16 protein-coding genes and 1 tRNA gene are annotated in these 21191 nt (G+C 71.2%); 5 read left to right on the top strand and 12 right to left on the bottom strand.

What is annotated here, in order from left to right:
- Positions 1-24: 24 nt before the first annotated feature.
- Together JW592_RS31755 and JW592_RS31750 are read right to left on the bottom strand one after the other, a co-directional pair.
- Positions 25-747: a YcnI family copper-binding membrane protein gene (locus tag JW592_RS31755; RefSeq protein WP_209268747.1), complete on the bottom strand. Its 723-nt coding sequence runs from the start codon at positions 745-747 to the stop codon at positions 25-27.
- 232 nt (positions 748-979) lie between these two features.
- The gene (locus tag JW592_RS31750) at positions 980-1840 is read right to left on the bottom strand and encodes a hypothetical protein (protein WP_209268746.1); all 861 of its coding nucleotides are present in this window, start codon (positions 1838-1840) and stop codon (positions 980-982) included.
- Positions 1841-2130: 290 nt separating this feature from the next.
- On the opposite strand from JW592_RS31750, the gene JW592_RS31745 reads away from it, so the two are divergent.
- Complete coding sequence (locus tag JW592_RS31745; RefSeq protein ID WP_209268745.1) at positions 2131-2574, top strand: ATP-binding protein; 444 nt, start codon at positions 2131-2133, stop codon at positions 2572-2574.
- Here the strand turns inward: JW592_RS31745 and JW592_RS31740 are convergent.
- The 3 genes from JW592_RS31740 to JW592_RS31730 form a co-directional block, all read right to left on the bottom strand.
- Complete coding sequence (locus tag JW592_RS31740; protein ID WP_229377200.1) at positions 2571-3689, bottom strand: PP2C family protein-serine/threonine phosphatase; 1119 nt, start codon at positions 3687-3689, stop codon at positions 2571-2573. The genes JW592_RS31745 and JW592_RS31740 overlap by 4 nt on opposite strands.
- Positions 3690-3944: 255 nt before the next feature.
- Positions 3945-5384 carry an aminopeptidase P family protein gene (locus tag JW592_RS31735; RefSeq protein WP_307805615.1) on the bottom strand — a complete coding sequence of 480 codons (1440 nt, stop codon included), beginning with the start codon at positions 5382-5384 and terminating at the stop codon, positions 3945-3947.
- 182 nt (positions 5385-5566) lie between these two features.
- Positions 5567-7270: a PP2C family protein-serine/threonine phosphatase gene (locus JW592_RS31730; protein WP_209268743.1), complete on the bottom strand. Its 1704-nt coding sequence runs from the start codon at positions 7268-7270 to the stop codon at positions 5567-5569.
- A 679-nt stretch (positions 7271-7949) separates the two neighbouring features.
- On the opposite strand from JW592_RS31730, the gene JW592_RS31725 reads away from it, so the two are divergent.
- Both JW592_RS31725 and JW592_RS31720 read left to right on the top strand, forming a co-directional pair.
- Positions 7950-8675, top strand: a complete 726-nt coding sequence (locus JW592_RS31725) for a bifunctional DNA primase/polymerase (protein ID WP_209268742.1) — start codon at positions 7950-7952, stop codon at positions 8673-8675.
- Between the two features lie 174 nt (positions 8676-8849).
- A complete protein-coding gene (locus tag JW592_RS31720; RefSeq protein WP_209268741.1) occupies positions 8850-9437 on the top strand; it encodes a hypothetical protein in 588 nt (195 codons plus the stop codon).
- Positions 9438-9705: 268 nt separating this feature from the next.
- Here the strand turns inward: JW592_RS31720 and JW592_RS31715 are convergent, their stop codons facing one another.
- From JW592_RS31715 to JW592_RS31705, 3 genes are all read right to left on the bottom strand, one after another.
- Positions 9706-10716: a DUF5926 family protein gene (locus JW592_RS31715; RefSeq protein WP_209268740.1), complete on the bottom strand. Its 1011-nt coding sequence runs from the start codon at positions 10714-10716 to the stop codon at positions 9706-9708.
- Positions 10717-10942: 226 nt separating this feature from the next.
- Positions 10943-11584, bottom strand: a complete 642-nt coding sequence (locus JW592_RS31710) for an ATP-binding protein (protein WP_209268739.1) — start codon at positions 11582-11584, stop codon at positions 10943-10945.
- A 172-nt stretch (positions 11585-11756) separates the two neighbouring features.
- Positions 11757-12809 carry a glycerophosphodiester phosphodiesterase family protein gene (locus JW592_RS31705; protein ID WP_307805614.1) on the bottom strand — a complete coding sequence of 351 codons (1053 nt, stop codon included), beginning with the start codon at positions 12807-12809 and terminating at the stop codon, positions 11757-11759.
- Between the two features lie 445 nt (positions 12810-13254).
- Here JW592_RS31705 and JW592_RS31700 point away from each other — a divergent pair, with 445 nt between their 5' ends.
- Both JW592_RS31700 and JW592_RS31695 read left to right on the top strand, forming a co-directional pair.
- A complete protein-coding gene (locus tag JW592_RS31700; protein WP_209268738.1) occupies positions 13255-15036 on the top strand; it encodes a S1C family serine protease in 1782 nt (593 codons plus the stop codon).
- A 42-nt stretch (positions 15037-15078) separates the two neighbouring features.
- Positions 15079-15165, top strand: a tRNA-Ser gene (locus JW592_RS31695).
- A gap of 162 nt (positions 15166-15327) precedes the next feature.
- Here the strand turns inward: JW592_RS31695 and JW592_RS31690 are convergent.
- The 4 genes from JW592_RS31690 to JW592_RS31675 all read right to left on the bottom strand — a co-directional run bounded on the left by JW592_RS31690 (position 15328) and on the right by JW592_RS31675 (position 21110).
- Positions 15328-16752: a site-specific integrase gene (locus JW592_RS31690; protein WP_209268737.1), complete on the bottom strand. Its 1425-nt coding sequence runs from the start codon at positions 16750-16752 to the stop codon at positions 15328-15330.
- Positions 16746-16919 carry a helix-turn-helix transcriptional regulator gene (locus JW592_RS31685; protein ID WP_372446610.1) on the bottom strand — a complete coding sequence of 58 codons (174 nt, stop codon included), beginning with the start codon at positions 16917-16919 and terminating at the stop codon, positions 16746-16748. Before JW592_RS31685 ends, JW592_RS31690 begins: the two co-directional genes overlap by 7 nt.
- A 263-nt stretch (positions 16920-17182) precedes the next feature.
- Complete coding sequence (locus JW592_RS31680) at positions 17183-19219, bottom strand: DUF3987 domain-containing protein (RefSeq protein ID WP_209268735.1); 2037 nt, start codon at positions 19217-19219, stop codon at positions 17183-17185.
- Between the two features lie 55 nt (positions 19220-19274).
- Entirely contained in the window at positions 19275-21110 is a 1836-nt protein-coding gene (locus JW592_RS31675) for an FtsK/SpoIIIE domain-containing protein (protein WP_209268734.1), read from the bottom strand.
- Positions 21111-21191 lie beyond the last annotated feature (81 nt).

Genomic DNA, 21191 nt, shown 5'->3' with positions numbered 1-21191 from the left:
GGCTCCCGGGGCAGGGGTCCTGGATCAGGCAGTGCGGCGGCGCCCCGCCAGGACGCCGAAGGCGACGCCCGCGACCCCGACCACGATGCCCACCACGCCGAGCACCCGTGCCGTGGTGTCGGAGCCGGAGCCGGAGTCGGAGTCGGTCTCGGCCGTGGCCGCTGTCTGCTTGGCGTCGTCGGAGGAGGCGCCCGAGGCGGCGTCACCCTCGCTGTCGGCAGCCGTCAGCTTGAGCACCGGCGCCGGGTTCTCGGGCTCGGGAGCGCCCTCCTTCGGCTCCTCGATCCACCGGACGACGTCGTGGTCGTCGTAGGTCTGCAGGGCCTTGAACACCAATTGGTCGGCGTCCTTCGGCAGTTGCCCCATGGAGACGGGGAACTGCTGGAACTGGCCGGGCTCGACCTTGCCGCCGCTCCAGGTGACCTTCGAGACGGCCTCGGTGATCTTCTCGCCGTGCATCTCGATCGGCTTGTCGAGCTTCTTCTTGTCGACCTTGACGTCCCAGCCGGGCACCGGCTGCGGCATCACGGAGGCCAGCGGGTGATCGGTCGGGAAGGTGACCTCCAGCTTCACCGTGGAGGCGTCGTCCTTCTCGTTCGGCACCTTGAAGTTGACGGTGGCGTAGCCGCCCTCGGCGGCCTCCTTCGGGTCGACGCTGACGTGCGCGGATGCGGGCCCGGCGACCAGCAGCACGGTACCGGCGGCGAGCGCGCAGACGGCGGCCGAGCGGCGGTTGACGATCTTCATGGGAGATCTCCTGAGTGCCCTGGCCACGAGGCGAGCCGCCTGACGGCACAGGGCGAGTGGGACGGATGACATGACACGGCGGAGGCGGGCGCGTGACGGCGCGCGACGGCCCCGCACCGTGCGCTGTCAAGCCGTGCTGTCCGTGCCCCACCCGGCGGGGTGAGCCCACCCGTGGGGTGAGACCACCCGTGGTGTGGCCGGACAGCTCGGTCTCAGCGAGCGTCGTGGTACGTCATGCCGCCAGCGCGAACGCGTCCGCGGCGTGCGCCGGGGGGCCGCGCCGGTGTACGGAGTGCGCCAGCAGCAGCGCTGTGGGCGCCTTCTCGTCGTCCGGCCGGTCGAGGAAGGGCCGCACCGGTGCCCAGGGCAGCAGCCCGGTGTGCAGGGCACGGACGAGGGCCGACGCGGTACGCAGGGCGAGCGCGGCCACCAGTTCCTCCGCCGCCGCTGCGGCGTCGCACGACAGCCGCACCAGCCGCCACAGCGCCGCCTCGCCCCTGCGTAGCATCCAGCCGAGCAGTACGGCGGCACACAGGTGCCCGAACAGCATCGGCAGCTCGCACATGCCGGCGGCGGCTCGTGCGGCTTCGCGCAGGCAGTCGAGCGGAGTGCTGGGGAGGGCCACGGTGACGGCCTGGTGTCCGGCGTGTGCGGCCTGCTCCGCCGCACCACCCGTGCTCCCCGCCGCAGCCGTGTGCGGGTCGAGTCCGGCGCGTGCGACGACCCGGCGCGCCTCGGCTTCGCTCAGCCTCCGCGCGCCGTCGTTGCACAGCAGCGTCCCGGCGAGCGCCCGCAGGCCGCCCGAGCCCTGGCCTGCCACCCCTGCCGAAGTGTGCTGTCCGGCGGCTCCCATGGAGAACACCAGGTGCAGAAGGATCTGCCCCGACCCCAGGAGCCCCGCGATACCCGGCAGTGAGCGTTCCCGTCCGGCCAGTGCGGCAGCGACCACGAACACGCAGCCGAAGCCCAGCGCGAGGGTGCCGAACGGCAGCACCGCTTCCGCGGCCAGCAGGTGCCCCGCGGCGGACACGGTCACGCAGACCGCGGCGAACACCGCAGCCCGCAGCAGTCTCAGGTCCGCACCGGCAGTCATGGCGGCGTCATTCTCTCACCGCGTCCCCAGGCTCCTCACGGCAGGGCCACACCCGCTCCACCGCCGCTCAACCGCCACCCAGGCGCGCCGCGTCAGGTTGCTCGGGTGCCCTCCGCCCCCAGGGGGCGTGCGCCCCGCCTCGCGCTTCCGCCGTACCCGCACGCAGTGCACTCGGTCCGGTACTCGGCGCTGCCCGTTTCCGCCGTACGGGGGTCATCGTGACGCCACCGCGTAGTGCTGGAACGCGCAGGCAATAGGTAATCCTGTGTCGAGCCGCATGGAGGGTGAGCATGAGCAGCCTGTGGTGGTCTCTCCGGCTGCGGCGCGAAGCCGCCAGTGTGCCGCTCGCGCGGCAGCTCCTGCTGAGCTCGATGGCCTCGGCCGGTGTCGACCCGGATGTGGCCTACGACCTGTGCCTCGCCCTGTCCGAGGCGTGCGCGAACGCGGTCGAGCACGGCAGCACCTCGGGTGACATGGTCGGTGCGTACCGTGTCTCCGCCTATCTGGAGGGCAACCGCTGCCGGATCGAGGTGGCTGACACCGGTCCCGGCTTTCCCGCCGGGTACGACCCGGCCCGCTGTGCGAAGGAGGCCGAGAGCGGTCGGGGTCTGTTCCTGATCGAGTCATTGGCCGACCACGTGCGGTTCCGCAACCGGCCCGGTCACGGCGGTGCGGTCGTCAGCTTCGACAAGGTCCTCGACCGCCGCGACGGACATCTGATGACAGCGTCCTAATCCGCCGCGTCCGCCCTGTCCGCCGCGTTCGCTTCCTGGGCCGCAGGCGCGCTCCGGCTGTCGTCCCGGGGCAGCTCCTGTTCGGGTACGCGGGCCGCACGCGGAACGGGCGTGCGGTAGCGCAGCAGCAGCATGGCCGCGTCGTCGTGCAGCGGGGAGCGCACATGCTCCTGGATGTCCTGCCGTACGGCCTCCAGCGCGCTCTCCGCGTCCGGGTCCTTGAGCAGGTGCGCTCGGTGGTCCAGTGGGTAGAAGTGGTTGTCGGGGTCGCGGGCCTCGGTGACGCCGTCGGTGTACAGCAGCAGTTGGTCCCCCGGCGCGAACGGCACCTCGTGCGGGCGTGGTGGTTCACTGCCGTGCAGACCCAGCCCCAGCGGCAGGGAGCGCTGCGGCGGCTCGGCGAAGTGCACGGTGCCGTCCTGCCGGACCGCCAGCGGCGCCGGGTGCCCGAAGTTGAGCAGTGTCGCGGTCCGGGTGTGCGCGCCGTGCGGCACCTCGGCGAGTACCGCCGTCACGAACTTCTCCCCCAACAGGTGCCGGTCCAGGGCCCGCTCCAGGCGTTCGCCGACGGTCGGCAGGTCCGGCTCGTCGTAGGCGGCCTCGCGGAAGGCGCCGAGCACCACGGCGGCCGTCTCCACCGCCTCCAGGCCCTTGCCCTGGACGTCACCGATGATGACGCGGACACCGTGCGGCGAGGTGACAACCTCGTACAGGTCGCCGCCGATCCGCGCCTCGGCGACGGCCGAGGTGTAGGAGACGGCGACCCGCAGCCGCCCGGCGCTGCGCGGCACCGGGCGCAGCAGGACGCGCTGTGCGGCCTCCGCGATGGAGCGCACGTTGGCGAGTTCGGCCTCGCGCTTCTGCCGCATCGAGGTCGCCACCAGCGCGGCGACCGAGACGCCCGCCACGGAGATCAGCGTGGCGTTGCCCCGCCGCTCGCCGAACTGCCCGTTGTAGAGGCTCAGCGCGATAGAGAGGGCCATCGCCAGGGCACCCACCAGCGCGGTGCGCCGCTTGCCGCCGGAGAGCCCGGCGAAGGCGGGACCGAGCGCCATCATCGGCTGGAGCCCGATTCCCGGCCCGCCCGTCAGGTCGGCGGCACCGACAGCGCCCATGGCGAGGAAGGGAAACGCGGACAGCAGTCCGGTCCGGAACCGGGAGACCAAAACGTGCTCTCTTCCTAGTCGGTGAGATCGCTCAGCAGGCTCGTGCCGTGACGTCGTCTCCCGTCCTCGCCGCTGTGCTCGAATAATCGTGCTCCGGCCGGGGAGCGCTGCTCGCGCGGCGGAGTGCCGCTCGCGCGGCGGAGTGCCGCTCTGGCGGGCCCCGCCCGCGCTCTCCCGGGCCGGTCGTCGGTCACATCTGCCGACTCACGCCCGCAGCTTCGCCATCCAGCTCTCCACCTCGGAGCTGCTGCGCGGCAGCGCGGCGGACAGGTTCCGGTTGCCGTCCTCGGTGACCAGAATGTCGTCCTCGATGCGCACGCCGATTCCGCGGTACTCCTCGGGCACCGTCTCGTCGTCCGCCTGGAAGTACAGTCCGGGCTCCACAGTCAGGCACATGCCCGGCTCCAGCGTGCCCTCGGCGTAGGTCTCCCGGCGAGCCACCGCGCAGTCGTGCACGTCCATGCCGAGCATGTGGCCGGTGCCGTGCAGCGTCCAGCGCCGCTGGAGGCCCAGCTCCAGCACCCGCTCGACCGGACCCTCGATCAGGCCCCACTCGACCAGCTTGGTGGCCAGCACGCGCTGTGCGGCGTTGTGGAAGTCGAGGTACTTGGCGCCCGGCTTGACGGCGGCTATGCCCGCCTCCTGCGCCTCGTACACGGCGTCGTAGATCTTGCGCTGCAGCTCGCTGAAGCGGCCGTTGACCGGCAGCGTGCGGGTCACATCGGCGGTGTAGAGGGTGTGGGTCTCCACGCCCGCGTCGAGCAGCAGCAGCTCGCCCGAGCGCACCGGGCCGTCGTTGCGCATCCAGTGCAGGGTGGTGGCGTGCGGACCGGCCGCGCAGATGGAGCCGTAGCCGACGTCGTTGCCCTCCACGCGAGCGCGCAGGAAGAACGTGCCCTCGATATAGCGTTCGGAGGTGGCCTCGGCCTTGTCGAGGACCCGTACGACGTCCTCGAAGCCGCGCACGGTCGAGTCGACGGCCTTCTGCAGCTCACCGATCTCGAACTCGTCCTTGACCAGCCGCATCTCGGACAGGAAGCTCCGCAGCTCCTCGTCGCGCTCGGCCGTGACCTTGTCCGCCAGGGCCGCCTCGACCCCCGCGTCGTGGCCGCGGACGACCCGCACCGGGCCGCTCGCCGCCCGGAGTGTGTCGGCGACCGTGCGTACGTCGGCGCAGGGCAGGCCGTAGAGCTGCTCGCTCTCGGTGAGGCTGTGCCGGCGGCCGACCCACAGCTCGCCCTGGCTGTCCAGCCAGAACTCACCGTTCTCCCGGTCGGAGCGGGGCAGGAGGTAGAGCGTGGCCTCGTGACCCTCCGTGCCGGCGGGCTCCAGGACGAGTACGCCGTCCTCGGTCTGGTTGCCGGACAGGTAGGCGTATTCGACGGACGACCTGAAGGGGTACTCGGTGTCGTTGGACCGGGTCTTGAGGTTGCCCGCGGGGATGACCAGACGCTCGCCGGGGAAGCGCGCCGACAGCCGCTCGCGCCGCTCCGCGAGCTCGGCGGCCTGCGCGATCGGCTCCAGATCGTGCAGCTCGGTGTCGCCCCAGCCGGACTGCATGTTCTCGGCCAGTTCGTCGGAGACGCCCGTGTACAGGCCGTTCTTCCGCTGCTTGATCGGCTGCTCGTCAGCGGCGTCTGCCACGTCTGCCTCCTCTATGACGGATAAAACCACCTTCCATCGTATGGGTGGGGGCCGACTGGTCCACAGTCGTGCGACTGTGACGTTCGGCTGTACGACGGTGATGTCCGACCTTCGCAGGGCGCCGCGGCGGGCCCGGGCGCCGCAGCGTGCGGGTGGCGGGCGGGGGCCGGGCGGGGCTGCGCTCAGAAGCGGGCGGCCAGCAGTACGACGTCCTCGGGGTGGTCAGGGAGGTCGGCCAGTGGCCCCGGCAGCACCGTGCGCAGCACATGGTCGACGAGCGCCTCCGGGTCGTCCCTGGCCGCGCGCGGTGCCGAGGCGGCCGCCGAGCGCAGCCGCGCGAAGGCCCGGTCCATGGAGTGGCCGGTGCGGTGCAGCAGTCCGTCCGTGTAGCACAGAAGCGTTTCGCCTTCCCGCAGCACCACCTCGGCGCTGGGCGCCTCCCAGCACGCCAGCATCCCCAGCGGCGCCGAGACCGCGGTCTCCACCGGCTCGATGCGCCGGGGCCCCACGATCAGCGGTGCGCAGTGCCCGGCGCCGGCGAGCAGGACCTTGCGGGTGGCGGGCTCGGCGTAGGCGAACAGCGCGGTCGCCGAGCAGGACGGCTCGGACAGCCGCAGCAGCAGCTCCAGGTCGGAGAGGACGGCGACGGGGTCCTCGCCCTCCATCACCGCGTACGCGCGCAGGGAGGCCCGCAGCCGGCCCATGGCGGCCACCGCTGCCGGGCCGCTGCCGGTGACACCGCCCACCGCGAGCCCCACGGCCCGGTCGGGCAGCGGCAGCGCGTCGTACCAGTCCCCGCCGCCGCACGGCCCCGTACGGTGCCGTACCGCCAGCGTCACCCCGGGCACCCGGGGCAGCGTGCTGGGCAGCAGCTCCTCGCTGAGGGTGGCCATGTCCGCGCGGGTACGGGCAAGTTCCCCCAGCCGGGCGCAGTGCTCGGTGGCGTGCCGCAGATAGCTGCCGAGCAGCTCCCGCTGGCGCGGTGTGGGCTCACCGGGCTCGTCGTAGAGCCAGACGGCGGCGCCCAGCCGGGTGCCCGACTCGGTGGTGAGCGGCACGGCGTAGGTCGCCGCATAGCCGAGGCGGGCCGCGACCTCCCGGTGGCGGGGCGAGAGGTCCTGGTCGGCGGCGATGTCGGGGCAGGCGATACCACTCGCAAGCAGGTGTGCTGACGGTGTGTCGGAGCCCGCGCCGGACGGCGCCCCGGGGGCGGGGCAGGAGACCTGATACGCCTCCTGCGGGCTCTGTGACCCGTCGGCCGCTCCTTCTGCCTCGTGTCCCTCGTTACCCTCGTTTTTCGCGCTTTCCCGGCTCCCTTTGCGCGGCTCATCCGGCTTACCCGGCTCACTCGTCTCTCCCGCACCGAGGGGCCGACCGGCGCGCGGGTCCGCGTCGAGGATGCGCGCGTACGCGGCGGAGGAGCGCGGGACGGTCTCGATCTGGCCCAGGTCGGCGCGGCCGAGACCGAGTCCGATGGTGCGTTCGGGGGCGCGCCCGTGGGCGTCCGAGGGCTCGCTTCCAGGGTCGGTGCCGGGTTCCAGCGCGATCATGCCGCGGGGGGCGCCCAGCAGTGCGGAACCGGCGCGCAGGGTCTCGCGGAGCGCTGTGTCGAGACTCTTGGTGCGCACCAGGCGCGTCGTCAGCTCATGGAGGGAGGCGAGGTCGCAGATCCGGGCGCGGTCGGCCTGTGAGGTTCCGGTTTCGGCGGTGGTCGCCTGCGCGGATGCCTCAGCTGCGGACGTGGCGGAGCCGGCGGCGGCCGCGGTACCTGAGGGTGCGGTGGACGCCGTGGGGGGCGCAGCGGAGGCGGCCGCTGCGGTTGTCGAGGAGTTCGAGGAAACCGTTGGTTGGATTCCAGCCACTTTCGGAAGGTGCGGGGAGGTCATGGGCGGCGGCTCAGGCTGCGGGTGAACTGTCCCAATAGCATCGCAAACCCCCATGTCATGCTGCTCCGCTATCAATGCCACTACATCTACACATGCCGCTGGGGCATGTCCAGCACGTGCGCTGCGGTGCCGAGAGTGTCCGGAGAGCGGGCCCGGCTCACGGGGGCTGGCCGAGGTGTGGAAAGATTGGCGGAAAATCGCTCACGTGGCGTGCATACTGCTGTCGACTGAGGCCATTCGACAGCGCGTTGGCATCGCCGTTGCGGGTACGGAACCCTGTGGGGAGTCATGGCGTCCTAGGGAGCAGCGGGCCCCGACCCGCCCGCTTCTTGCGGGAGGGCACCAGCCGCAGGATTGCACCAGGCAGCACGGGCGCGGTACGAGCGGGTCCTGAGAAATCCCCGGCCCAAGGCCGGCGGAGGTCCTCAGCAGGCAACGAGCAAGTACAAGCAGCATCGGCGCAGGTGGCAGTCCACAGCGTGAACGCCATGCGTGCGCCACCCCCCCCCGCCACGTTCCACGCTCGACCCGCAACATGATGCGCTGTTCGACACGCACGGTCACCAGGCTTCACGTGGTGTGCACTGAGCTAGAGATCGGTCGGTACGGCCAGTTGGCGATGTTTGCTGTGTTTGCGTAGTAGGCGTTGTTCGGCGTTCACGGAAAGGAACGAGCGCTCATGCGCGAGATCCTCGGAAGGCGACGCTCCCTCCGGGCCTGGGCGCAGCTCCAGGGCCGACGGCTCCGGGGGCGGTCCGGACGGTACAACCGCAGGTCACCGATGCGGAGCACGGCGCTGACGGCGGCCACCGAGTGGCAGTGGCCGGTGGTACCCGGCGCAGCTCTCGCCTCCCCGGGGACCCGCGGCTCTTCCGTCGCCTGCGCGTGCCCGGACCCCGAATGCGTGGTGCCTGGCGCACATCCCTTCGAGCCGGTGCTGCTGGCGGCCACCAGCGACACGACGATGGTGCGCTGGTGGTGGGAGAACAGGCCGGACGCGCCCGTCATCCTCGCGACGGGCGGCACCGCGCCCTGCGCGCTGAGTCTGCCGGCCGTCGCCGGGGCGCGTGCGCTCGCGACGTTCGACCGCACCGGGGTACGCGTGGGTCCGGTGATCGCGACGCCCACCCGCTTCTCCGTCCTGGTCGAGCCGTACGCACTCGAGGAGCTGGGCGAACTGCTGTACGCCCAGGACCGGGTGCCCAGTTCGCTGCGGTTCCACGGGGACGGCGGCTATGTCGCGCTGCCCGGCTCGCTCACCGGAGCGGGCAAGGTCCGCTGGGAGCGCGAGCCCGAACGGGGGGACGAGGGGCGGCCGTGGCTGCCCCGGATGGAGACGCTGCTCGACGTCCTGGTGGCGGAGAGCGCCGCGACGCCGGACACCGGGAGCCGGCTGGCCTACTGAGGCCGCCCCCCAGGGTGGGACCCGGATTCACCCGTACGGGTAGGAGCCGACCGGAGTTATGAGGAAAACGGGCCGCTTTGTCGCACCGGCGGCCCGTTGGCCCCGATATGTTCAGCTCATCAGTCGGCCCGGTCCACTCTCTCCTTCTCGAAGGCGTCCCAGGTGGGTTCCCTCATGCACCAGCCGCAGCAGCGCAGCACCTCCCGGCTCCGTGCGGTCACGCTCGCCAGCACGGTCGCGCTCGCTGTCGCACTGGCGCTCGCGGTGGCGGTGGCGGGCCAGGACGCGCGACTGGCGACCAGGGCCTTCCAGGCCGCTCACCCTGGGCACACCGACGACCACGCGTCCGAGACGCACCCCTCCGATGTTCGACCCGCACCTGACCGCTCCCTCGAGCGCCGCTCAGCCGAGGGGAGACATTCGGCCGCTTCCTGCGGGCTGGAAATCGCCTCCCCCGAAGGGGTGGCAGCCCGGGCGTGCGTATTGACCCGGGGTCGTGAGACCTGGGCTCGCACGTATTACCGCAACCCGACCGGCCACCGCCTTCCCGTCTCCCTCACGCTGTACGGACCCGGTGAAGCGGAGTCGCGGGTGCGCTGCACGATGCGCGGGGACGGCCGTCGGGGCGTGTGCGAGACCCCTCGTGGCCCCGGTGCGGGGACCAGGGAGCCGGGGAAGGGCGCCTCCACGGCGGTGGCGGAGGTCTTCACGGCCGGCGGAGAGCAGCTGCTGCGGGCCGACAGTGGGAAACGGCACAGGTAGCGGGCAACTGAGCGCTCGCAGACGGGAGTTCGTCCAGCGGCGCGTCCGCCACCCGGTTCCGGGCACAAAAGAACCCGGTCGCTGGCGACGGGGGATGCACCAGCGACCGGGCTCTTAGAACGGTAACAAGAGATCGGCTGTTAGCAAATTCGATCGCCCATATCCGGACGCCGATTTACCTGCGAGTAGGGCAAGTTGGGCCCGCAGTGTGACCGGAGTCACGGGCACGGGTTCTCCGCAAACCCCTCGCCGAATCCGCCGAACCCCTTCAGTTGAGCGTCACCTGACGGTTGATGAGACCGCTGCGGGCCCTGCGCTCCTCCGCGGTCAGCGGAGCCGTCACCGACAGAGCTTCGGCCAGCCGCTCGGCGAAGGCGGCGGCGGGCTTCTCGCAGTCCTCCGACCTCATGCCCGACGGAAGGTCCCACACCGGCACCGTCAGGCCGTGTGCGCGGAAGGAGCCCACCAGCCGGGAGCTGTCGCCGTCCGAGGTGCTACCCGGCTCGCCGAGCGCCGAGGCGCCGGCCGCGTGCAGCCGGGCGAGCGCATCCAGCAACTGCTCCTCGGGGTGGGTCATCACCCAGCGCAGGTGGTTCTTCTCCGGCGCCTCGCACCAGTACGCGCCCTCGACGGCCGCGAGCCGGGCGGTCGGGATGGCGGCCGCGTTGGCGCTCTCCAGCGAAGCGGCCACCTCACCGGCCGGCTGCTCGTCGCCGTCCAGCCAGAACTCGAAACCGGAGTGCACCTCCGGCTCGAACGGCGCGTTCACATCCAGCAGATCCTGCAGCCGGGGGCCGTCAGGCGCCGGCCGCCCGGCGTCGACGGGGGTACCCGGCTCGGCGGCCAGCGCCCGGCTGAGCGTGTCCGCGAGATCGCGGCTGATGTCACCGGACGCGGTGTCGTTCTGCAGCCCCAGCAGGATCTCGCCGTTGTCGCGGCGCAGCGCCGGCCACGCCATCGGCAGCACCGTCGCGAGCGTCACCGCGGGAACGCCCTCCGGCAGCCCGTCCTTGAGCGTGAGGCGCGCCGTGGCGGCCGGGACAAGCTCACGCAGCGCGACCCAGTCGCTCTCGTTCGGCAGTCCTTCGAACGGGCGACGCACCAGCTCGGTGGCCGCCTGCGCGGCTGCCCTGCCGTGGCACGCCTTGTAGCGGCGCCCCGAACCGCAGGGGCACGGCTGCCGGGCTCCCACCACCGGGTAGCTTCCGGCGTCTGCGGTGCCCGGGGATGTTCCGGCGGGCGCCGCGGCGGCTGTCTGGGGTCGGCGCTTCTTTGCCATACGAGCGGTTCTCCAGGTATGCGGCGGTGCGTGGGCGCCGCGATCCTAGTAGCTGGACGCCGTACACGTCGCTGCGCGCACGGAGGCCGCCCGCGGGGCGGACAGGGCCCCAGGAGGCGGACAGGGCCGGCTGGGGCCATGCAGGGCCCGCAGGGCGTACAGGGCCCGCACGGGAGCCCGTACGGGTGCCCGCGCAGGACGAGCGCTCGCCGTCTTGCGGCGCCGACTACTTGAGCTCGTCCACCGAGGCGAAGTCGAACCCGCCGTTCAGGCCGCAGCCGAGCTCGCCGTCCAGCTCACCGCCCAACTCGCCGTCGAGTGCGCCCAGGCTCGCGGCGACCCGGCCGCTGAACGAGCTCTCCGGGCGCAGCACGGCCCAAACGGTCACTCCAGGTGACTCGTCAGCGGCCGCGTCCGGTTCGGAACGCACGCCCCAGTCACGAGCGAGCGCGGTGATGATGGCGAGCCCTCTGCCGCCGCGTGCGGTGACGGAGGGCTTGGCCGCAAGTGGGCGGGTCGGGCCGCCACCGTCCGTGACGGCGATGGTCACCTCACCCCGCACGTCCCTGCGCCAGGACGCTCTGACGGTGTTGACCGGGTTGACCGGGTTGCTCGTGCTGCCGGTGCTGCCTGTGCCGTTCGCGCTGCTTGCCGGGGCCGAGTCCTCGTGCAGCGGACGTGCGTGTCTGCATGCGTTGCTGAGCAGTTCCGAAAGAATCAGGATCGCATCATCGACCACCGTGTCCGGTGTGCCGCATGCGCGCAGTTCCTCGCGCATTCTGCGCCGCGCGACGCGTACGCCCGACGGACCATGGGGCACGGCCATGGTCGACGAAGTAGGCACCTCCTGTGCCACCACCAACGCCACCCCCGAGACCTCCTTTGCCCCACGCCATCCGGATGAATGCCCCAGCTGAGGGCGGCGGAAACCGGCCACTCTCTTTCTCTTGACGCACTCGCGTGTCTGCAATAAGTGCCGAGTGCGCCGGTGCACTGCGCCGACCAGGCACTCTCACCTGGACGGGCCGGTCACAAGCCCGTCATTCCGGGCGGTCCCGTGCGAGCTGGGCACGGACCTGGCGCGGGCGGTTGGTGATGATGGCGTCCACACCGAGGCGTACGCACAGCTCGACGTCCTCCGGCTCGTCGACCGTCCACACGTGCACTTCGTTGCCCGCACGGTGCGCTCGTGCCACGTACTCCGGATGGGAGCGCAGGATGCGGATGCTCGGACCGGCGATGCGCACCCCGTACGGCAGCCGGCCGTCGCGGTGGCGGGGAAGGAGGAACTGCATCAGGAAGACCGTCGGCAGGTGCGGTGCCGCGGTGCGGACCCGCTGCAGCGAGCGGGCGGAGAAGCTCATGACCCGTACGGGCGTGCGAAGGCGGTGCCGGTCGAGCAGCTCCAGCACCTGCTCCTCCACCTGACCGGCCCAACGGGTGGGGTGCTTGGTCTCGATGGCCAGCTCGACGGGGCGAGGTGACTCCGCGACGAGGGCGAGCAGCCGGTCGAGGGTGAGGACGGAGGTCCGCTCGGGGTCCGCGCCGCCTGGGTACACGGACGTCCCCGCGCACCCCGGCACCCGCCCGGTGCGTTCCGGTCCGTTCCGCCCCGGCCCTGGGTGTCCAGGTCCGGACTGTCCCGGCCCTGGGTGCCCCGCCGTGCCCGCCCGCTCGGCCGCCTCGCCGGGTCCCGCGGCCCCGGCAGTGCCTGCCGTTCCGGTCGCTCCGGCCGTCCCGGCGCGGGCGTCCGTCGCGTCGGTGTCCAGTGCGCTGTCCGGCGATTCGTACGGGTCGGCGTCCCGGTCCTTCCAGGAGCCGAAGTCGAGCGCGGCGAGATCGGCGAGCTCCAGCGCCGAGACGGCGCCACGTCCGTTGGAGGTGCGGTTCACCCGGCGGTCGTGGACGCAGACGAGATGGCCGTCGGCGGTGAGCCGTACGTCGCACTCCAGCCCGTCGGCGCCCTCCTCGATGGCGCGGCGGTAGGCCGCCAGCGTGTGTTCCGGTGCCGCCTTGGAGGCACCGCGGTGGGCGATGACGGACGGAGTGCGGTCGAGACGGTGGCGCGACCCGGCGAGGATCTCGTTGCTCACCGGGTTATCGTGCCACCGGGCCGGACGGCCACGCTGTGCAGGGCTCTGCGTAGGGCTTCGGCCAGGGGGTGTGAAGGCTCCTCCCGCCAGGGGCGTGAAGGGCTCCCGTCAGGGGTGCGAGAGGACGCCGAGGGGCGGTTCGCGCCGGGCGAGCCTAGGCTGGGTGCTGTGATCACTGAGTACGTGTGTGTACGAACGGTGAGCCCTGTGGGTGACGTTGCGCCGAGGTCGGCTCGTGAGTCCCCGGCAGCGGTCGGCGGAGCCCGACGGTAACCGGGAAAACTGGGCGTTCTGTCCGGTGTTGGCCCGATGTAAAGAAGGGGGCGCGGACGCTCAGCGTCGATTTACGTCCGCCTGACGCACGATGGGAAAAGCTGTCCAGGGATACCCGTGAATGTGAACACGCCCAGCCCCGCGATGTCGTGTACCTGATGAGGAGTGAGTTGTGAGCACCGAGAACGAGGGCGCTGCCGTGACGCCTGCGGCGGGGCCGGGTCCCACGCCCCCGGCGCCGGCCCAGGCCCCGTCCGGCGGCGCCCCGACGAGCCGCGAGGACGGCGACTTCTCGCTGGCCTCCCCTGACTCTTCCGCCCCCGGCTCCACCGCGGCCTCCGATGCCGTAGCCGACCGTACGAGGAACGGTGCGGACGTCCAGGACACGGTCGTACGGCCCAGGGAGCAGGCGGGGGACACGCTGGTTCAGCCGCAGCAGGAGGCGTCCGGCCGGGTGCCTGCGGAGCCGGAGCGTACGGGTGAGGAGCCCACCGTCGTCGCACCGCCGCAGCCCTCCCCCGTACCGGCGGCCCCCGCGGCCTCCGGCGCCCCGCCCACCGGCTCGGACCCGGGTTCCGGCTCGGACCCGGGTTCCGGTCCCGGCTCGGGTCCCGGCTCGGGCTCCGGCGCCGGTGAAGGCGGCGCGGGCCAGTCAGGCGGCTGGGGCCAGGGCGGCACGGGGCACCCCGCACCGCCGCCTCCGCCCCCGTACGGCGGCGGTCCGGGCGGTCCAGGCGGCCCCGGTGGTCCGGCAGGCCCCGGCGGTGGCGGTGTCCCGCCACACGACCCCTGGGCGATGCCCTCGGGCCCGGGCCCGCACGGGCCCGGGGACGGCGGCAAGAAGCGTCGCGGCGGGCTGCTCGCCGGCATCCTGGTCGCCGCGCTCGTCGCGGGCGGTGTCGGTGGCGGTATCGGCTTCTGGGCCGCCGACCGCACCGACGGCGGCTCGACCACCATCAGCTCCCCGTCCGACCCGGAGAAACTCAACCGCTCGCCCAAGTCGGTCGCGGGGATAGCCTCCAAGGCGCTGCCGAGCGTCGTGACGATCCGCTCCTCGGGCGGCGGCGAGGAGGGCACCGGCACCGGGTTCGTCTTCGACAAGGAAGGCCACATCCTCACCAACAACCATGTGGTGGCCAACGGCGCGCAGGGCGGCAAGCTGACGGCGACGTTCTCCGACGGCAAGAAGTACGACGCGCACGTCGTCGGAAAGGCACAGGGCTACGACGTCGCCGTACTCAAGCTGAGCGGACTGGGTGACCGCAAGCTGGAGCCGCTGCCGATCGCCAACTCCAACGAGGTGGCGGTGGGCGACGCGACCATCGCCATCGGCGCCCCGTTCGGCCTCTCCGGCACCGTCACCACCGGGATCGTCAGCGCGAAGAACCGCCCCGTGGCCTCCAGCGACGGCCAGGGCAGCCAGGCGTCGTACATGAGCGCGCTGCAGACCGATGCCTCGATCAACCCCGGCAACTCGGGCGGTCCGCTGCTGGACGCCCAGGGCGCGGTCATCGGCGTCAACTCGGCCATCCAGCCGGGCGGCGGTGGCGGCGGTCTGGAGGGCGGCCAGTCCGGCAGCGTGGGCCTCGGCTTCGCGATCCCCTCCAACCAGGCCAAGCGCGTGGCGGAGCAGCTCATCAAGACCGGCGAGCCCGTCTACCCGGTGATCGGCGCCACCGTCCAACTGGGCGGCAGCGGCAAGGGCGCCACCATCTCCCGTAGCGGCGAGGGCGGTTCCCCGCCGATCACCCCGGGCGGCCCGGCCGACAAGGCGGGTCTCAAGCCCGGCGACGTCATCACCAAGCTGGACGACACGTTGATCGACAGCGGCCCGACCCTCATCGGCACCATCTGGACCCACCAGCCGGGCGAAGAGGTCAAGCTCACCTACGAGCGGGACGGCAAGGAGAAGACCGTCGAGGTGACCCTCGGCTCCCGCAGGGGCGACGACTGACCACACGCTAGGCTGTCCCCGCGTCGTCCGAGGACGACGCGGGGAGGCGTGCCCGAGCGGCCGAAGGGAGCGGTCTTGAAAACCGTAGAGGTGGCAACACCTCCGTGGGTTCAAATCCCACCGCCTCCGCACTGGCGGTAAAGCCGCAGGTGAAGGGGTGCCGCGCACTGCGCGGCACCCCTTCGTCATTCGAACAGTCTCACGATTTCTCGCTGGAGTCTCAGCTGCGCTCAGTCCGTGTCCCCCAGGTGTGCCCCATGACGAGCGGCGGGCTGAGGCTATTCGTCCTGGTCAGGGGGCTGTTCTTTCCTGGTCTGGTGGTGGAAGCTCTCCCAGGGCCTTGTCGATCAGTTCGTTCGAGTGGTCCTGTCGGCCTGTGAGGATCTTCGCGTAGACGCGGTAGAGGACGGCGAGGCTGTGGCCGGCCCTGCGGGCTACCTCCGTCGGCTCTACGCCTGCCGTGATCCACAAGGACACTCCGGCGTGACGCAGGGAGTACGGGACTTCGGCGAGAGGGGTTCTAGCGTCCTCCGGGCTGAGGACCTTTCGCCGGGCCTTGTGCCAGACCTCGCAGTATTCCGTCGAGCGGACGCGCCCGCCGCGTGCGGCACGGAAGAGACGGCCGTCATCCGCCGTGCCGTAGGTGTCGAGGTGTGCTCGGAGCAAGGCGACCAGTACAGGAGGGATGGGCACCGGACGGGTGGTCTTTCGCGCGCGCCGCTTCAGGCCGCGCTCGTCGTACGGCTTTCCTGCGTCCGTCCAGCCTGTACTGACCTCCGGTGAGCTGCTGTCCAGGGTGAGAGTCCCCCAGCCCTTCTTGGGAAGGCGGCAGTCCTTTCCCTTGAGCTGGCTGATCTCGGCGGGGCGCATGGCGGCGTAGTAGAGGCAGCCGAAATACGCGTGCAGGTGAGCGCCGCGAGCGCCCTGGCGGGATGCCTCGCGTATGAGAGCGTTGGCGAGCTTGGGGTCGGGGACGTAGCGGAAATCGACCTCGTCATCGGTGTGCGGAGCCTGCCAGTCGACGCGCTTGAGCGGGTTGATCCCTTCGATCAGCTCCCGTTCGAGCGCGTAGTTGTATGTGCTGTTCAGCACCATGCGCTTTCGGCGAGTGGTGTTCTCGGCCGCTTGCCCCCCGTTGAGCTTCGTGGAGACGGCGTTGAGGGCTTTGCGTACGGCTTCCGGGTGTGCAGCTTCCTGGATGGTGAGGGAGTTCTGCGAGACCCACGCCAGGGCCCGGGAAACTCTCTGCGGTGGCTCCTCGACCTGGTGGCGGGGGACCAGCTCGTCCTTGTCGTTGCGCACCATGCGGAAGGCCCACTGGAACAGGGCCTGACGGACATCGCTTCGCGACGGGGTCGGCCTGCTGGGCGGTTGCTTGACGAGCGCTGGGGTCACGGTTGCCAGGGCGTCCGCGATGCCGGCTCGGTGCTTCGCTGCGGCACGCGGCCACTTCATGAGGACGTAGGCACATGCGTGCTCGTACCAGGTGACCACATCTTTGGCGCGGAGTTCCGATACGGGAAGCCCTTCGTCGACGTCGAACTGCTCGCCGCGCCGGGCGGCTTCCATGAGTTCGGACTTGCGCCCCTCGGCTTGCGGCTTGAGCAGGTAGCTCTTCGAGTGACGGTTGCCGCCGACGACCCAGCGGACGCGGTAGGGCTTGCGGCGGTCGGGGCGGTGCTCGATCTCGTAGAACTTCACGTCATACGTCAGCAATCGCGGGTCTCCTCACACGAGTCCAGCCAGGCGTCGACGTCAGCGCGGCGGAAGCGGAGCTGACCGTTGGGGAGCTTTCTGCACTTCGGGGCTTTGCCACGAGCGCGCCATCGGTAGAAGGCGGCTTTGGAGATCCCGATTTCATCGAGCACTTCGGGCAGTTTCATCAGGGGCTCATTGGCCAAGGTGATCAGTCCTTCTCGGGGCGACGGGGTGGGTGGTACGTCCTGGTGTCGGGCGAGGAGGGGCGCGGACCGTCAGCAGCGTCAGCAGAATTCGGCTACCTGCGGTTTCGGTCTGCTGACGGATGTCAGCAGCCGTCAGCAGCGTCAGCGGTATTCGGCGGTTCTGCTGACGGTGCTGACAGGCGCTGACGTGGTGCTGACAGCCCTTGGTCCTGGTCAGCGGATTGTGCTGACGGCGCTGACGGTCACCGGGCATGATCGCCGTCCTTCGGGTTCTGTAGCCCGGGGTGGACGCGGTAGGTGACGGATGAGGGGTGACCCACACGGCCGGTCCTGGCCGGTTCGTCGGCCTTCAGGTAGCCGTGCGCTTCAAGGAGTTGGAGCGCCGGGTCGACCTGGGCGACGGTGCGGAAGCGGCGGGAGGCGGCGACGGCATCGCGCCGTTTGATGGCACGCCGGTACGTGCCGTCGGTCTTCGGCCGGCCGAGCCAGTCGAGGATGGTGCGGGCGTCCTCGGTGGCCGGGTCTGAGCCGATGAGGTCGAAGACGGCCAGGGCGTGCTCGGTGTAGTACCGGGTGATCTCGGTCGCTCGCTGAACTGTGCCAACCGCCACCGGATCACCCCAGCCGTCAGTGAGACGTTCGGCGAGGTGGAGCAGGCAGGCGACGCGGGCGGTGGTGCCGACGAGCTTTCCAGCCCAGTCCTGGAGGTGTTCGAGCCGGTGGTTGGGGCGCATCTGCACTTCGATCTCGGCTTGGAGCGCTTCGATCGCCTGGTCGGCGCGGGCGTCCATGGCCACAGTGACCGGCTCCGGCAAGGTCACGAGGGTTCGCAGGAGCGCGTCGAGGCGTGCGGCGTAGGTGCTGGAGACCTGTTCCGGTACCGGGGCGGTGCGGGTCTTGCGGTAACCGAGGTTGGAGGGTGGCAGCGCGTAGAGGAAGCGGGCGAGCAGGCCGCGGTCGCGTGCGCCGTGAGCTTCGCCGAGGTCCTGGAGGACGGAGGGCTGAGGGGTGACGCCGATGGTCAGCGCTGGGCGGTCGATGGAGGGCTGTTCACGGGTGATGCGGTCCGTCTCCAGCCGTTCGCCTTTGTGGCCTTTGAGGAAGACGCCAAGATTCGGGCGGGCGCTGTAGCGGCCGGCGATGATGTCGAACAGGTCGCCTTCGGGGGAGAGCACGGCGAGGCAGCGGTGCACGGCGAGCTGGTGGGTGAGTGGTTCCGGGGTGACGTCGCCGGAGACGGTCAGGCGGGGCTTGGGCGGTACGGCGATGTCGTCGGCAAGCATGCGGGCTGCTGAGGCTTCGGCTACGAGCGCGGCGGGGTCGGCCGCGTCAGCCTTGCGGGCCTTGGCCATGAGGGCGTCCGCTTCGGCTTCGGCGGCTTCCTTGGCTGTCTCCGCCTCGACCCGGGCGGCCCGTGTTTCGTCCTGGAGCTGCTTTTCGACTTCGTAGATTGGCGCGCTCATGGCCGCGAACACGTCGGACTTCCGGGACGCGGGCGGCATGGCGCATACGAGGTAGAGGTTGGACTGCTCGACCCAACCGGGGCGGATCTGGATGTGTACGCGCCCGCCAGCTGCTGTCGAGAGGGCAGCGAGCGCCATGGTGGCGGCCATGTCGGGCGGGGTCTGGGTGAACTCGGCGACAGCGGCGACGTGCTCGCCGACCCATGCAGGGAGGGCGTCGACGGGGAAGCTGGGGAGCTGGGCGGTCGTGCCGAGCGGCACGGGGGCGGGCCAGCGCTCGGCGGTGCGCAAGGTCGAGAGTTCGGCTGCCGCATCGGCGGCGATGCTGGCGCTGTCGTCCATGCCCGAACGGACTCGGCTGGAGGCGCGAGTGCTGGCCTCGATGATGCGCCGTTCGTCGGCCTTCTCGGCGACGATCTCGGCGTAGTAGTCGGCGTTCGCAGCAGTGGGAACGGCTTGAACGAGACGGTGGAGGTAGGCGGCACCACCTACACGGTTCAGGTCGCCGGTCTTGCTCAGGTGGTGGGTCAGCAGGATGGGATCGACGGCGTGGCCATGCTCATGCATGGCCACGAGCGCGGTGTGAATGGTGGTGTGCGCGGGCCGGTAGTAGTCCTCGGCGCCGATGCGGCTGGTGACCTCGGCGATGACTGTGGCCTGCGTGCGGTCGGGGCCGGGGAGCAGCATGGCGCCGAGCACGGCCTGTTCGGCCTCCAGATCGTGCGGCATCGCCGTCGTATCGATGGCGTCTGTCTCATCGGCATGGGAGTGGAGCGGTCGGACGTTGTCGGCGGCGGGGCGGGGCTGCTGGTTCACGTACGGGCCTTCCGCGGGGCGGGTGACGGAGGGGACGGGCGATCGGAGAGGCTGATCAAGCGGCGACCTCGGGCGTCGGCGCGTCGCTGTCGGCGGTCTCGGGCGCTGCGGCCCAGACGCCGTGCCGCACCTTGACGGCGCGGCCTTCCTCGCCGAGACGGCGCAGCGACTGGCTGACCGTGGGCAGCGGGAGGTCGAGGGCCTGGGCGACGACGCCGGTGCGGACCGGTTCGCCGCGCTGGGTCAGGTAGTCGTGCACGGTGTCGATGGCGCTGGCGTCGGCCGGGACCACCGGAGACATGGCGGGCGCGGGTTGTTCTTCCTCGGTCGGCTCAGGCTCGCTCCAGGCGTCGTCACGCCGTTGGCGCCACGTCGCGTAGTCCTTGCCGGCCGTCTTGATGCCCTCTTCGCACAGGGTGGTCGTCTCGCCAGTGACGGCCCAGTCGTACGGATCCTCCACGTAAAAGGTCCGCAGAACGGAAGAGCGGGACTGAGGCCCGAGGCTGTAGGCGAGGCCGGACGTGGTTGAGCCGTCGGGGAACTCGCGCGGGAGGGCGTGTGGGTCGGCCGGGATGGCGCCGTTGAAGGCGACCCGACCGGAGAGCCGGTTGGCGGTGCGGAGGACGACGACGTTGCCCGCTGCGACCATGTCGCGCAGCGTCTGGGAGTTGCCGAGCTGGGAAAGCAGCGGCACCTGTGTGACGAGCCGGAGCTTGATGCCGCACTTGCGGGCCATCTTCGCCAGGTCCTCGGCGATCTTCACGCAGTCCGGGTCGGCGAGGATGGCGTGCGCCTCATCGATCGTCACGCACAACAGCGGGAGTTCGGGGGTCGGCGTGAACGATGCCTTGCCGCGGCGCTGACGGCCCTTCTCGTCTGTCCAGACCATGCGGGCGAGCAGCCGGTTACGGCGGTACATCTCGCGCTGCGCTGCCTTGAGCAGCTTCTTGCCCTCGGCGACGCTGTCGGCGAACCAGTCGACCGCGTCCTGCCAGTCCGGCAGCGACTGCCCGCGCTGTGGGTCGATCACCCAGGACACCATGAGCGGGCTGTGCCGCTCGTACGCCAGGAGTTGGTCGAGCAGCCGGGACTTGCCCGCGTCAGTGGTGCCGGCGATCAGGTCGTGCACCGGTCCGGAGCCGGGGCGCCAGAAGCGGTACGGGACATGGCCGCTGTCCGCGTAAACACCGATCGGCGCGACACCTGTTTCATGGTCGAGCAGCTGCGGACCAGGCCACAGGTGAACGGCCTGAAGCGGGTTGCTGCGGTAGAGGGAGAGCTGGGCCTTGTCGTTGGCGCCGTCGCGAGTGGCCTCGATGACCACGTTGGACGGCGGAACGCCGAAGGCGGAGGCAACGCGACCGGTGGCGGAGACGGCCTGTGCCGTCTCCAGCTCGCCGGGCGGGAGATTGATGATCGCGCGGGAGCTGTTGCCGTCGGCGACTTGCTCGAAGTCGCTCAGCCACGAGCCGGTGAGTGCCCCTTTTTCATGGGCGACGCGGGTTTCCCACAGCTCCAGCTCGCCAGAGAGGCCGCCGTGGTCGCGTATGCGGTGGTGCCACCACCACGGGACGCCAGTCGCCAGCAGCCACACCAGCAGCAAGCCGGGCATGGGCGGGGTAAGGCCGCCGCGCGCCGCCATGGCGAGCAACAGGGCGCCCGCCGTACCGGCAGAAGCGATGGCGTACACGCGCTTCGCCGGGCGCAGCTGCTTGTCCCTGAGACGGCGTCGGCGCAGCCACCATGCGACGCCCGCTGCAAGGGCGCCGTCGAGCAGCAGCGCCGTCTTCCATCCGTCGACAGCGGCGCCGCATGCGGCGCCCAGGGTGCCGAGGGCGACGGCCGCATGTACGGGTGCCAGCGGGCGCCGATACCGCCACAGGAAGCGCACCGTCCCGTGGCTGGACCGGAAGAGGGCGCGGGCAGTTGCTACGGCGGTGGCGAGCTTGGAGCGGCGGATAACAACGCGAGG

It is taken from the genome of Streptomyces spirodelae, from assembly GCF_017676385.1.
Lineage (GTDB): Bacteria > Actinomycetota > Actinomycetes > Streptomycetales > Streptomycetaceae > Streptomyces > Streptomyces spirodelae.
The sequence above is the reverse complement of the archived record's forward strand: the minus strand, read 5'-3'. Positions and strand labels throughout refer to the sequence as shown.

What these genes read in the sequence shown, in the direction of transcription:
- JW592_RS31720 (WP_209268741.1), top strand. Translation starts at nt 8,850, where the DNA reads ATGCACCAGCCGCAGCAGCGCAGCACCTCCCGGCTCCGTGCGGTCACG.
- JW592_RS31685 (WP_372446610.1), bottom strand. Translation starts at nt 16,919, where the DNA reads ATGAAACTGCCCGAAGTGCTCGATGAAATCGGGATCTCCAAAGCCGCC.
- JW592_RS31715 (WP_209268740.1), bottom strand. Translation starts at nt 10,716, where the DNA reads ATGGCAAAGAAGCGCCGACCCCAGACAGCCGCCGCGGCGCCCGCCGGA.
- JW592_RS31755 (WP_209268747.1), bottom strand. Translation starts at nt 747, where the DNA reads ATGAAGATCGTCAACCGCCGCTCGGCCGCCGTCTGCGCGCTCGCCGCC.
- JW592_RS31730 (WP_209268743.1), bottom strand. Translation starts at nt 7,270, where the DNA reads ATGACCTCCCCGCACCTTCCGAAAGTGGCTGGAATCCAACCAACGGTT.
- JW592_RS31745 (WP_209268745.1), top strand. Translation starts at nt 2,131, where the DNA reads ATGAGCAGCCTGTGGTGGTCTCTCCGGCTGCGGCGCGAAGCCGCCAGT.
- JW592_RS31740 (WP_229377200.1), bottom strand. Translation starts at nt 3,689, where the DNA reads ATGGGCGCTGTCGGTGCCGCCGACCTGACGGGCGGGCCGGGAATCGGG.
- JW592_RS31725 (WP_209268742.1), top strand. Translation starts at nt 7,950, where the DNA reads ATGCGCGAGATCCTCGGAAGGCGACGCTCCCTCCGGGCCTGGGCGCAG.
- JW592_RS31750 (WP_209268746.1), bottom strand. Translation starts at nt 1,840, where the DNA reads ATGACTGCCGGTGCGGACCTGAGACTGCTGCGGGCTGCGGTGTTCGCC.